Raw genomic sequence first — 12892 nt, forward strand, 5'->3', positions numbered from 1 at the left:
CCTACATTCCGTCTCTATCGGCTACCTGATTTAAACCAAAACACTGTTTAGCGGCGGCAACGTCTGTTGCTATTTGCGCCGTTAATTGTGTTAATGTCTCGAATTTTTTTTCATCGCGGAGTTTTTGTATTAACTCTACGTGCATAAATTGTCCGTAAATGTCTTGTGCAAAGTCAAAAAGATGAACTTCCAGAAGTGCACGTGTCCCATTAAATGTGGGTTTATTGCCTATATTAGCAACCCCAAAAACCTGTTTCCCAGCAATAGTCGCCTGCACAGCAAACACCCCATTCACGGGGCAAACTTGGCGCTTTAGCGCTATATTTGCAGTTCTAAAACCAAGTTCACGGCCTCGTTTCCAACCGTGTATAACACGCCCAGAAATCGCATAATTATGACCAAGCATCACTTTTGCATCGGCTAAGTTGCCGCATGCCAATGCCTCGCGTATTAACGTGCTACTTACTCTAGCATTTAACTGATGAAAACTCGCAGTGCTTTGTACATCCATGCCTGCTTGTTTACCCATATTTACAAGTAAATTAAAATTACCTTTACGTTGTTGGCCAAATCTAAAGTCGTCACCCACCGTTAACGCTTTAACACCGAGTTTTTTTATTAGTATTTCGTTTACAAACTGTTCTGCATGCATATTTGCAAACCGCTGGTTAAAGCTAATACAAATTACACGTTCAATGCCTAAATCACTTAATAAACGTAACTTGTCGCGTAAGCGAGTTAACCTTGCTGGGGCATTATTTTTTGCAAAAAACTCTTGAGGTTGAGGCTCAAACAACAACACCGTACTGGGTAAATTGTGTGCTTTTGCGTCAGCTAACAAGCCTTTTAATACTTGCGCATGACCTAAGTGAACGCCGTCAAAATTACCAATAGTTAACACACACCCAAAATGGTGTGGGCGAATATTGTGTATACCTCTAATTAACTCCATGCCACCTAAAGCCTTTTTTCAGCAAGTATTATCACGACTTATATCAAGGAAAAGCCACAAGGCTGCCGATTATAATCTTTTTTTTAGTTTGATTCAGTAATTGCTACACTTTTTATCGTATTTAGTCTTACACCCATTAAAAAGAGCATTGAAAAATAGCTAACTCCTGCTAATACGACAAGGGCAATTAATAATATAACTTGTTGTGCGAAAGCCCACGAGGCCCAGAAATAGTAACTACTTACATACCATGTAACACACCCCATGCCTAAACTTGCAACGATGCACTTTATAGTGAAACGCAAACTCATAGAAGAAAACTGATAAACATTTTCTTTTTTCAGCTGCCTATAAAGTAAAAATGCATTACAACTGGCTGACATTGATGTAGCGAGTGCTAACCCTAAGTAACCTATAAAAGGGGCTAACATAATATTAAATACCATATTTAGCACAAGGGTTATAATACCAATGCGTACGGGCGTTTTAGTATCTTGACGTGAATAAAACCCAGGCGCGAGCACTTTAATCAACATAAAACTAACTAACCCAACAGAGTAAGCTACAACACCTAAACTTACCGCTTTTACATGATCAACACTGTCCTCTTTAAAGGCACCATGATCGAATAGGACCGTAATTATAAGTGGGCTTATTATCATTAAGCCAACCATTGCTGGTATACCTAAAAATATTACAAAGCGAACTCCCCAATCTAACGTATGCTGAAAATCGCTCAATTTTTTACTGCTGTGCAATTTAGAGAGTGCGGGTAAAATAACCGTCGCAATACCTATTCCAAACAAACCAAGCGGAAACTCTATTAGCCTGTCTGAGTAATAAAGCCATGCTATAGAACCTGTCATCAGTAATGAGGCAATCATAGTATCTAGTAATAAATTAATTTGGCTTATCGATACGCCAAACAATGCGGGCAGCATAAGCTTACGCACTTTTTTTACGTTTTCGTCATGCCAAGCCCAGCGCGGGCGAGCCAACATTTTAGCGCGTGATAAAAAAGGTAATTGAAATAACAACTGAACAATGCCACCAACAAACACACCAACGGCCAACGCATAGGCGCCTACACTAAATTTGTCATGTAAAAAAATTGCACAGGTAATAATTGATATATTTAGTAACACAGGGGTAAATGCGGCAACGGCAAAACGGTTGTAAACATTCATTACCGCACCGCTCAGCGCGACTAAACTTACAAACAACAAATACGGAAAGGTAAATTTTAATAACGAACTGGCCAGCTCAAACTTTTCTGCATTGGGGCCGCCTTGCCACCAATCAATAAACCAGCCGGTACCAAATAAAGCGGCGATAACCGGCGAAGCCACTACACCAAAAATAGTCACTAACAATAAAATAGTGCCCAGCGTACCTGCAGCTTGGGCAACAAAGAGCCTAACTTTATCATCACCTTGTTGCTCTTTTATTTCACTTAAAACGGGTACGAATGCCTGTGCGAAAGCGCCTTCTGCAAATAAGCGACGTAAAAAGTTAGGAATTCGGTTAGCAAATAAAAATACATCAGCCGCAGCACTTGCGCCGAGTAAATTAGCAACAACTGCATCTCTTACGAGCCCTAAAATACGCGAGATCATAGTCATACAACTAACAATCATACCGGAGCGAAATAAACCTTTTGACACCTTAAACCTACTTAAAAATCCCTAAGATACGCGATTATGCCACAGTCTTTTTTATAAATCGCTTTAAAGCACTAGGCTGGGGGTCTGTGCTTTGTTACAATAGCGTCATTAACTGCTAAAGCGGCAAATTAATGTTCGTTATAAGGAGCAGTTTTTCTTGAATAGTTAAATTTAATTGACATTCATGATAGAAACAGGCATATTCCACGGCCTTTAATTTAAGCTTTATTTTAAGATTGTTAGGAGCAAACCTTGGCTAACATCAAGTCTGCAAAAAAACGCGCTATTACTAGCGAAAAGAACCGTCAGCACAACGCAAGCCGTCGCTCAATGATGCGCACTTACTTCAAAAAAGTAGTTGTTGCTATTGAAGCTGGCGATAAAGAAGCTGCACAGCAAGCTTTTTCTGTTGCTACACCTATCCTAGACCGTTACGCAACTAAGGGTCTAATCCACAAAAACAAAGCAGCTCGTCATAAGAGCCGTTTAGCAGCTAAGATCAAAGCGCTATAATTTGTTTTTGTTAGAATATAAAAAACCGGCTTTTGCCGGTTTTTTTTTACTTAAAAGTTTTTGGACTACATAATTTCTAAATCTGGATAAAACTTTTTAAGCATGGCTGCTATTTTTTTAGGTGTAAACGGTTTTACGATAAACCCTTTAGCGCCTTTATCTATGGCATCTTTTACATTTTCAACAGCTGAATGCGCAGACACCATAATTACATTCGTTTCTGGACTCATCTCGTTGATTTGTGCAATTAATTCTTTTCCGTCTCCATCCGGTAACTCAATATCCAAAAAAATCATACTGTATTTTGCTGCTTGGCATTCACTAATACACTGTGAGGCAGTAGATGCTTCCTTTACATTGTCTATCCCTAGATGCATGAGCGTTTGGCTCAAAAAACTACGCACCGTGCTAACGTCATCCACTATTAAAATTGATAGCTGCGTGTCCATCTTCATTCCTCATAGGCTATAAGCTAACTTTACGTTATTATAATAATTAGCTTAGTATATAAATTTACTATTTGAATTATAAAGACCTATGTAAAAAAGGCCAGATCTGCTTTATGTCAAAAACACCAAAAAAACAATCCTTGCTAGGTAAAACACCGGCAAGAAAAAATACAACACAAAAAAATAAAACTCGGGCAACTTCTCAAAGGCAGGCACAAACTAAACAACACACTATTGATACAGAGTTAAATAGCCAAAACCCTAAACCTAAAAAAGGGCTGTTAATAACGCTCGCTATTATTGCAGTTATCATTATAGCTTTTCCAAAACCAACTTTACTCACCTATAAAAAATTAGGGATGGTTAGCAAAAGTATTTATTGGCCTGGTGTATTTGGATACGGTGCAACGCTTGTTGACTCGCATTTACATCCTAAGTTTGACGATAAGCGTAAATCTCTCTATTTATGTAGTGATTTACAGGATCCTCAGAGCTGCCAAAAGTATCAAGTTATTGCTGACGACGGTCTCATTTCAGCGATTAAAAGTTACTTTTAGCATTAATAAAACTAATCTGAAAAATGTAAAATTACTTGGTTGAAAGGTGCGCAAAAGATCACCATAATGGCGCTCCTTTTTTCAACAACTGAACTATTGAAACGACCATGCTAAACGAGCTAGATTGGCTTTTAAACACGATACTACTTGCACTAGGTTTAGGTGCATTCTTTATTAACCACATAACATTACTGCGCGTAGCCGCCATAAGTGCATGTGGCCTGTTATTTTTATCATTTAGCTTAGATCTTATGTCGTCGAGTGTTATTTCAAATATGAGTTTAGTATTGATCAATACATTTTATCTGTTTAAGGTTTATACATTTGGGCAACTTAATGTAACTCAGAGCTAACAATTTCCCCTAGAATATTTTATAGCCCAGCATTGCTGGGCTTTTTTTATTGTATAAATCAAAATGGTTGGGTAATTAGGTGAACTAAGATAATATTGACCTCGTACTACATTATTTTGAGATCTCGGTATGTCCTTATCTGATTTTGATTTGTTTTTATCTTCTATGGAAGATGTGACCCCTATTAGCAGTGATACTATTAAACCGTTATCAAGCAGCCCTCATTCTTCACTTGCGCAACAACAAAAGCGGCAAGCGGCTGAAAATACTCTATCAACAGATGAGAACTACTTAAGTACAGAGTCTGTTGAGCTTGTTGAGCCATTTGCTATTTTAAGTTTTAAAAAAGACGGAGTACAAGGCCCTGTATTTAAAAACTTACGTTTAGCAAAGTATCAAGTTGATGCGACCTTAGACCTTCATGGCCAGCTACTTAAAAATGCACGCAATACGCTCTTTAATTTTATTAATGACTGTCAGCAGCAAAATGTTCGCGTGGTGCTTATTAGGCATGGTGTAGGAATTAAAAATAAAACTAAACCAGGAATACTAAAAAGTTTTGTAAATAAATGGCTACCTGAATTACCGGCGGTTTTGGCATATCATACTGCACAGAGGCATCATGGAGGGAGTGGTGCGACTTATGTTTTACTTAAAAAAAGTGCCGATAAAAAACACGAAAATAGAGAAATCCACAGCAAGCGCTAAACTTGCTGTGGTGCCATTCTATAAAATAGTTGGCTGATTAAACCAAGCAGATACGCCTAATATTATTATAGAAATTATAATTAAGCTTAATCTAGCACCACCCTGATTTGTTTTCATTTCACCCTCTTTATATTTTTATTGTTGAGAACATATACAACATTAATAAAAATTACATATGTTAACAAGCTGTTTCTTTAAATTTATCAATATCCTTTCGTTCTATCTATTCGATTATTTAAAGTAATACCTTGCTGTAAGCGTTCAACATTTTCTGCTATTTGTGCTGAAACACTGTTTATATCTGATAATGCAGCACAATGCGGTGTAAGGGTTATTTTATCATGCTGCCAATAAGGGTGCTCTTCACTAAGAGGTTCGTGTTCAAACACGTCAATGACTGCAGCCCGAAGCGAATTCTCTTCTAAGGCTTTAAGTAAATCCGCTTCTATAACATGCTCTCCTCGTGCAACATTAATAATAACAGCATGATTAGGAAGCATACTAATTGTACTTTTATTGATAATACCTTTCGTTTTTTTGGTTAATGGCAACAAACAGACTAGATAATCAATGTCGCTAAGCATATTTTGAAGCCCTTGTTCGCCATAAAATAAATTAACTGTATTACTGGTTTTATGTGTATGAGCCCAAGCATTTACAGTAAACTTATTGGCAATAAGTCGTTTCGCACATGCTTTGCCTAGCTCCCCAAATCCCAAAATACCTACATTGTTTTGTTGATAAGCCCTTTTGGGCTTCCATTGGTGCTGCGTTTGCTTAATAAAGTATTCTTTTAATCGCAATTTTTGCGCTAAAACATGCGTAAGCACATATTCGGCCATATCTTGTGCCAATTTTTCATCAACTATACGCACCACATCTACGTCATCACCAAGCAAATTTAAATCAATACTGTCTACACCCGCACCAAATGACGATACCGCTTTAAGGTTTGGCAACTTTGCCCACATATCATGCGGTGCTTTCCATGCTAATACAAAATCAATAGTTTCTAGGTTATTGCAATCTGGCCACTGCTGTATTTTTGTAGAGGGTAATCGGGCTTGTAATTGCGCTATTAACTTTGTGTTATCTCGACCTGTAATTGCTACTAATACCGACATAGTTACTTCCAAATAAGTTTTTATAAAATCCATACTGACTAATCAACACTTGGCACCCTTTACACTTTAAAAGGTCACACAACTGCAAAATAACTGTCACACCCTTTTTTTACTCTACAGATATGGCAGTCGTGCTAAATTAAAAAGAGGCTTGTATGATCAGTGTTGATAAAGTAATTGCAGCAAACTTACCACAATTAGAAAGCTCACCAAAAGTAAAAAGCCTAGTAAAAAAGGGATTAGGCTATTTACTACATGAACAAGAGTTTGTGGCCTTTGCCGACACCTATCCTCATTTACAAGGGCTAGAATTTGTTGAACAAGTTCTTGATGAGCTCAATTTTGATACACGTTACAAGCCAAAGCAAATAGAGCATATTCCTAGCGAAGGTAAATTAATTATTGTTGCAAACCACCCTATAGGCTCTTTAGATGCGCTTGCATTAATTAAAGTGCTCTCAAGCGTAAGAAAAGATTTAAAGGTTGTTGCTAACCGTATGCTCATGTCGGTGACTCCAATGCACGACTTACTTTTACCTGTAAATAACTTATCTGGCACAAGTAAGAAACAAGAGCTTTATAATATTCACCAGCATTTGAAAAATGAGGGGATATTATTGATATTTCCCGCTGGTGAAGTATCACGGCTGAGCCCTACAGGTATCAAAGATTGTAAATGGAACAGCGGTTTTTTGCGCATGGCAAAAAAAGCCAATTGCCCTATATTACCTATTTATATAAAAGCTAAAAACAGCCCATTATTTTATGGGACTTCAATAATTTACAAACCCTTAGCAAGCTTGTTACTAGTAAAAGAAATGTTTAAACAACGCCAGAAATCGTTAGAGTTTGAAATTGGTGCGTCTATTCCTCCAGCGTCATACCTCATAGAAAATTTAAAAGATAAAGAGATTGTTAATTTAATACGAAAGCAACTGTATCGCCTAACAACTAAAAAAACCTTACCACTTAAAACACAAACTCCTATTGCTGTTCCTGAGTGTAGGAAAGAGCTTAAAAAAGCAATAGATGCGTGTCAGCTTCTGGGGGAAACACAAGATGGTATGCATATTCATTTATATCAATATACGGGTAGCTCACCTATTTTTAGAGAGCTAGGTAGGTTGAGAGAAATAGCTTTTAGAGCTGTAGGTGAAGGCAGTGGAAAACGCCGTGATATTGATAAGTACGATATGGACTATCAACACTTAGTTCTTTGGGACCCAACACAATTAGAGCTGGTAGGCGCGTATAGGCTAGCTTGCGCTAAAGAAATAATTGATAAACATGGCCGTAAAGGGCTGTATACCGACAGTTTATTTACTTATAGCACTGAAATGGGCCCCTACCTAGAGCAAGGAATTGAACTTGGTCGTAGCTTTGTTCAGCCAAAATATTGGGGACGTAAAAGCTTAGATTACCTGTGGTACGGCATTGGCGCATTTGTTAAAAACTACCCACAATATCGTTATTTATTTGGCGCTGTTAGCGTGTCTAATACGTTACCTGACCCGGCAAAGGCCATGCTAGTGTATTACTATCAGCATTATTATAAAACCGATGAAGTACTTGCGACTCCAAACAATGAATTCAAACTAAGCGAACATGAACTTGCGCAGTGTGACATGATTTTTTGCAAAAACGACGTTAAAGAAGACTTTGTAGAACTAAAGCATGTGCTTGCTAATATGGGTGCGCAAGTTCCCACTTTATTTAAACAATATACAGAGCTATGCAAACCTGGTGGGGTGAAATTTTTAAGTTTTAGCGTAGATCCCGACTTTAACAATTGCATTGATGGTTTAGTATTGGTTGACTTGAAAAATGTTAAAGATAACAAAGCAAAGCGATACTTAAGCTAATTGAAGCGAGGTTACCCTCGCCACTATCTGGGTTTTATTTGAGAACTAACTAACATTATCGTTCTATATAAATACGTGAAAGTAAGTCATAATAAATTGCTTCAACTTTTATTAAGTCATCAATAGATACGTGCTCATTAACCTGGTGAATTGTATTGTTTCTTAGCCCACATTCAATTACTTGAGTGTGGCTGTTAGCAAAAAAACGACCGTCAGATGTGCCACCACTGGTACTTAGAACTGGGTAGTTTCCAGTTTGACTATGTATGGCTTGTTCAACACAAGTAATTAAACTCCACTTGCTCTTAGGTTGGGTATAGTATGGTTCACATGGACGCTCCCAATTAATCGTTATGTAACGTGAAAATTCATCCAACGAATTGTTCAATATCGATTTAATTTTTTCACTGCTGTACCGATGGCTATAGCGAATATTAAATGTTATTTCGCAGTAACTAGGGACTAAATTATCGACCACATTGTCAATATTTATGCCTGTTACTTGCAGTGTTGTTTTTGAGCCTGCGTCATCTAAGTGCCACGCTTGTTCACTCAATTTATTGACTATTTTGGCACTAATATGTGCGGCGTTAATGGTATTTTGAGGATAAGCTACATGACCTGCCCTGCCCTTTACCAGAATACGTGCTGAAAGTGCACCACGGCGACCGTTTTTAATTGTATCGCCAACATGTGTCGAACTCGTTGGCTCGCCTACAATACATCCGTCTAAAACAATCCCATTTGAAGAAAGCTTATTGGCTATTTGCGCAGAACCAAACTCAGCCTCGCCTTCTTCATCAGAGGTAATGAGCCAATAAAAAGTCCCTGCTTTTGATGACGTGCTATTTATTAATTTTTTTGTGGCAGTTAGCATAGCTGCCACGCCTCCTTTCATATCAGCGGCACCTCTTCCGTAAATTACTCCATTAATTATTCTTCCATCAAACGGAGGGGTTAGCCAGTCACCGTTATCTGCAGGAACCACATCAATGTGCCCTGAAAAAGCGACACACGGTCCCTCATTGAATTTAATATGCGCAATTAAGTTAGTGACACCATTACTCGTAAATTTTTCACAGCAAAAACCTTGCTCACATAACTGCTCAACCAGCCAATCTATTGCACCGGCTTGATTCGGCGTTACTGATTTAAATTGGATAAGCGTTTGTAATTTATTTATTAATTCGGCGTTTAACCTTTGAGAAGTGACTGCTTGTTGTGAAACAACTAAAGACATTTTTTAACACCTTTATTACTAAGTAAGGCATTATTAAATAGTGAGAGTATGACTAAGAGATGTCAGCTTTTATACATTCTGATGATTATTACTTATATAGATTGTCAATCATTGCGGTTATGAAACAGCGTCAAAATTAATCTAAATCAATAAAATACTTTTCAACGTTCAATAATTTTTGAAACTTTGATCTAGAACAGGTTTTCCATATTTGTTAAGCGTAATAATGGCGTCAATCAAAAAGTAGTTCTTGGAGAACAACATGAAAACCAAAATTAGCATTGCACTATTAACCTCTTTATTAGCACTCTCTCCAGCTGCACACGCTAACTTCAGCGTAAATCTGGGCGCTATTAACGTTAACCCAGATAACAGTGGCTCTGCAATTAACGAAGCCCCCTCATTAGGTCTAAAAGGTGATTCTAATACTCAGCTAGGTATTACGGTAGACTATGCATTTAATGACAATTGGGTATTAGAATTGATTGCTGCTACGCCATTCTCTCATGATGTAAATGGAACAGGCGGTTTGGCTGGTAATAAAATTGCTAACATTAAACACTTACCACCCTCGTTAGTGGCACAGTATCACTTTTTAGATACAAGCTACCAGCTCAGACCATTCATAGGTGTTGGTGTTAATTATACAACCTTTTTTGATGAACAGCCTTCGCAAGCTCTTAAAGCTACCCTTGGTACAGACGATGTTAAAGTTGAGCTAGATGACTCTGTAGGGTTTTTAGTACAAGTAGGGGCTAATTATACAATGGATGATCACTGGGGACTTCATGCAATGGTTTCTATAATGGATATTGATACAGATGCAACCGTGTACGCTAACAATGCAAAAGCATTAACATCAACAGTTGAGCTTGACCCTGTAGTGGCAATGTTTGGTGTGAAGTATAGTTTTTAAAGTCTAAGTACGATGTTATGTGTGTAAAAAAGGCGCTAAGCGCCTTTTTTTTTGTGCAACGAAAACAATAACTCGGCCTCAGCCCTTGGTAACTCACACTCGCGAATAACTTCGTCTAAATCTGCACCTAACTCAACCATTTTCACAGCACGGGAATAAATCTTAGCATCAGGATCATCGTATTTTTGAGCCGATTGCTGCTGCAGTAAATCTTGGTTTTGTTGCTCAACCTCTAGAACTCGCTTGCCGATACTGAGTAAACCGGTTCTTAATTCAGCGGCTTCGCTTCTTAAAATATGAACTTGTTCTGCACATTCTTTAAGCTTTTGATGTACATCAGCAACATCGCTGGTGTGTTTATTTTTAAATGCAATAATAAGCGTTAACGATATAAGACCTACCGCTAACGCGCTTACAGCAATACTAAGTAACAGCATAGTTTATCTGATAAAGCTTATAAATCGCTTAACTCATCCCATTCGTCATCACTAAGTAGCTTATTTAAATCAACTAAAATAAGAAGCTCATTATCTCGATTACAGACACCTTGGATAAACTTAGCGCTTTCTTCAGTACCCACATTTGGCGCACTGTCAATCTCAGAGCTACGCAGGTATACAACTTCAGAAACGCTATCGGCTAAAATCCCTATAACTTGCTCTTCAGCTTCAATAATTAATATACGTGAGTTATCAGTTGCATCAGCTGCTGACAAACCGAATCGAGCACGTGTATCAATAACGGTTACTACATTACCACGTAAGTTAATAATGCCTATTACATAAGAAGGCGCACCAGGGACTGGTGCAATCTCGGTGTAACGCAGTATTTCTTGAACTTGCATTACATTAACACCGTAGGTTTCCTCTTCTAGCTTAAAAGTAACCCACTGTAATATTTCATCATTATTATCTGCATTTTTATTTTCTGACAGTAATTTCTCTTGGTTCATGCTGTTACCCCATAATGGTCATTACTACTGACGGCTATCTAAGCCCTCTTCTAATAACGTATTTAAATTGTCTACATCTATTAAAGCACACATTTTTTCTTTAATAACCCCGGCAAGCCATGGGCGCTTACTTTGATCTGTACGCCATTTTACATCTTCTTTTGTCAATGTAATGTTATTTATAAGCTTCTCAGCTAATAACCCCCATTGGCTATCTCCTAAAGTTATTAAATACTGATAATCAAGTGATGCCTCAAGTTTTTCATCGTACTTCTCTGGCATAACCCAGCGTGCTGTATCTACAACATTGAGCTTTTCATCACGATTAAGCATAACGCCTTTAAACCACTTTGGTTTACCAAACAGGTGATTCACTTCACCTAATTGATGTATACCGCCAAGAGCTTTAAGCGGGACTGCTAGCGTAAGTCCTGCAACTTCAAAGAACAATGCCTGAAATTCGCCGTCAAAGTAATCTGACTCACTGTTATTTGAAAGATTTAATTGTTTCTGTTTTGCTATTTTAAGGTCTGTACTCGTTGTCTGTTTTGGCGTTTCAATGACGTTAACTTTAGGTGTTGTAGCTTCTGCTTCTTTAACTTCATGCGTATCATCTAACGAAGATGATTCATGCTCAGCCACTACTTTAACTTTAGTAACTGGCTTCTGACTTTCATGAGTGACTTCTTCGCTTGGCAAGTCACCCGGTATATTTTCTAAAAGTTTTGCTACGGGCTCTAAGTCACTGGCAAGCTCTTCTTCGCAAAGTAAGGCACCTAAGTACTGAGTCATTACTTTTTCATTAGCAAATAATTGCTTACTCATTCATTAACCTTGTTCAATTAAATAATCTAATAATGCTTTATAAGCAAATACACCACGAGAGCGAGGACAAAATTCTATGGGTACTTTTTGTGCTAAGCTTGCATCTCTTAGTTTTGTGTCTACGGGAATAACACCTGGCCAAACTCTATTACCGTAGGTTTTTTGTAACGTTTTGTAGGCTTCGAGTGATGCCTTCGTTCTTTTATCGTACATTGTAGGTATTATAGTATATTCGTAACTTTTCGCTTGTGAGCTCTGCATTAATTCCATTGTACGCATCATTCTATCTAAGCCTTTAAGCGCTAAAAACTCAGTTTGAACAGGTACTAAAATGCGCTCACTCGCAGCCAATGCATTAACCATTAAAACCCCTAAAACAGGGGGGCAATCTAAAATAGCATAATCGTAATGTTCGCTTATTTTGGCAAGCGTCTTTTTTAAAATTAACCCCATGCCTGTTTTATTGCCCATGCTTCTATCTAATGTAGCAATAGCCATAGTAGCAGGTAATATATCTAAATTTTCGAGAGTGGATGGGCACAATGCTTGAAGTATTTCCTCACTTTGCATACTAGTTCCACGAGCGAAAATATCGTAAACGCTGACTTCTAAATCTTCAGAATCAATACCAAAGTAATACGTTAAAGACGCATGAGGATCGGTATCTATTAGTAATACACGTTTACCCTGCAGTGCTAAAGTACCAGCAAGACTGACCGCAGTCGTTGTTTTACCAACGCCACCTTTTTGGTTGGCTACAGTCCAAATCTTCACATC

General features: G+C 37.9%; 15 protein-coding genes. 6 read left to right on the forward strand and 9 right to left on the reverse strand.

Annotated features, from left to right (window positions below; all coding sequences use genetic code 11):
* Position 1: 1 nt before the first annotated feature.
* On the reverse strand, positions 2–952 hold the full coding sequence (gene ribF, locus CWB65_RS08045; protein WP_006792776.1) for a bifunctional riboflavin kinase/FAD synthetase: 951 nt from the start codon (positions 950–952) through the stop codon (positions 2–4).
* Positions 953–1035: 83 nt separating this feature from the next.
* Positions 1036–2574 carry a murein biosynthesis integral membrane protein MurJ gene (gene murJ, locus CWB65_RS08050; protein WP_371816579.1) on the reverse strand — a complete coding sequence of 513 codons (1539 nt, stop codon included), beginning with the start codon at positions 2572–2574 and terminating at the stop codon, positions 1036–1038.
* A gap of 294 nt (positions 2575–2868) precedes the next feature.
* Here murJ and rpsT point away from each other — a divergent pair, with 294 nt between their 5' ends.
* Entirely contained in the window at positions 2869–3129 is a 261-nt protein-coding gene (gene rpsT / locus CWB65_RS08055; RefSeq protein WP_006792774.1) for a 30S ribosomal protein S20, read from the forward strand.
* A gap of 65 nt (positions 3130–3194) precedes the next feature.
* Here rpsT and CWB65_RS08060 read toward each other — a convergent pair whose 3' ends face one another.
* Complete coding sequence (locus tag CWB65_RS08060; protein WP_006792773.1) at positions 3195–3578, reverse strand: response regulator; 384 nt, start codon at positions 3576–3578, stop codon at positions 3195–3197.
* 113 nt (positions 3579–3691) lie between these two features.
* Between CWB65_RS08060 and CWB65_RS08065 the strand changes: the two genes are divergently transcribed.
* The 3 genes from CWB65_RS08065 (at position 3692) to smrA (ending at position 5196) form a co-directional block, all read left to right on the forward strand.
* Positions 3692–4135, forward strand: a complete 444-nt coding sequence (locus CWB65_RS08065; protein WP_138740362.1) for a hypothetical protein — start codon at positions 3692–3694, stop codon at positions 4133–4135.
* 107 nt (positions 4136–4242) lie between these two features.
* Positions 4243–4488, forward strand: a complete 246-nt coding sequence (locus tag CWB65_RS08070; RefSeq protein ID WP_006792771.1) for a hypothetical protein — start codon at positions 4243–4245, stop codon at positions 4486–4488.
* A 129-nt stretch (positions 4489–4617) separates the two neighbouring features.
* On the forward strand, positions 4618–5196 hold the full coding sequence (smrA, locus tag CWB65_RS08075) for a DNA endonuclease SmrA (protein WP_058428560.1): 579 nt from the start codon (positions 4618–4620) through the stop codon (positions 5194–5196).
* A gap of 203 nt (positions 5197–5399) precedes the next feature.
* On the opposite strand, the gene CWB65_RS08080 is transcribed toward smrA, so the two are convergent.
* Positions 5400–6320 (reverse strand): 2-hydroxyacid dehydrogenase, encoded by a 921-nt coding sequence (locus tag CWB65_RS08080; protein WP_138740363.1) that lies wholly within the window; start codon positions 6318–6320, stop codon positions 5400–5402.
* A gap of 155 nt (positions 6321–6475) precedes the next feature.
* Here CWB65_RS08080 and olsF point away from each other — a divergent pair, with 155 nt between their 5' ends.
* Positions 6476–8182 (forward strand): bifunctional ornithine lipid synthase OlsF, encoded by a 1707-nt coding sequence (gene olsF / locus CWB65_RS08085; RefSeq protein ID WP_138740364.1) that lies wholly within the window; start codon positions 6476–6478, stop codon positions 8180–8182.
* Between the two features lie 55 nt (positions 8183–8237).
* On the opposite strand, the gene dapE is transcribed toward olsF, so the two are convergent.
* Positions 8238–9422, reverse strand: coding sequence for a succinyl-diaminopimelate desuccinylase (dapE, locus tag CWB65_RS08090; protein ID WP_138740365.1), 1185 nt, complete (start codon positions 9420–9422; stop codon positions 8238–8240).
* A gap of 262 nt (positions 9423–9684) precedes the next feature.
* On the opposite strand from dapE, the gene CWB65_RS08095 reads away from it, so the two are divergent.
* The gene (locus CWB65_RS08095) at positions 9685–10338 is read left to right on the forward strand and encodes an OmpW/AlkL family protein (RefSeq protein WP_138740366.1); all 654 of its coding nucleotides are present in this window, start codon (positions 9685–9687) and stop codon (positions 10336–10338) included.
* 35 nt (positions 10339–10373) lie between these two features.
* Here the strand turns inward: CWB65_RS08095 and CWB65_RS08100 are convergent, their stop codons facing one another.
* From CWB65_RS08100 to CWB65_RS08115, 4 genes are read right to left on the reverse strand one after another with little or no spacing between them, the layout of a single operon-like run.
* Positions 10374–10775, reverse strand: coding sequence for a DUF2802 domain-containing protein (locus CWB65_RS08100; protein WP_006792764.1), 402 nt, complete (start codon positions 10773–10775; stop codon positions 10374–10376).
* 17 nt (positions 10776–10792) lie between these two features.
* Positions 10793–11290, reverse strand: coding sequence for a chemotaxis protein CheW (locus CWB65_RS08105; protein WP_006792763.1), 498 nt, complete (start codon positions 11288–11290; stop codon positions 10793–10795).
* 24 nt (positions 11291–11314) lie between these two features.
* A complete protein-coding gene (locus tag CWB65_RS08110; protein WP_138740367.1) occupies positions 11315–12115 on the reverse strand; it encodes a chemotaxis protein CheW in 801 nt (266 codons plus the stop codon).
* A gap of 3 nt (positions 12116–12118) precedes the next feature.
* Complete coding sequence (locus CWB65_RS08115) at positions 12119–12889, reverse strand: ParA family protein (RefSeq protein ID WP_006792761.1); 771 nt, start codon at positions 12887–12889, stop codon at positions 12119–12121.
* Positions 12890–12892 lie beyond the last annotated feature (3 nt).

It is taken from the genome of Pseudoalteromonas sp. S554 (assembly GCF_005930865.1).
Classification (GTDB): Bacteria; Pseudomonadota; Gammaproteobacteria; order Enterobacterales; family Alteromonadaceae; genus Pseudoalteromonas; species Pseudoalteromonas marina.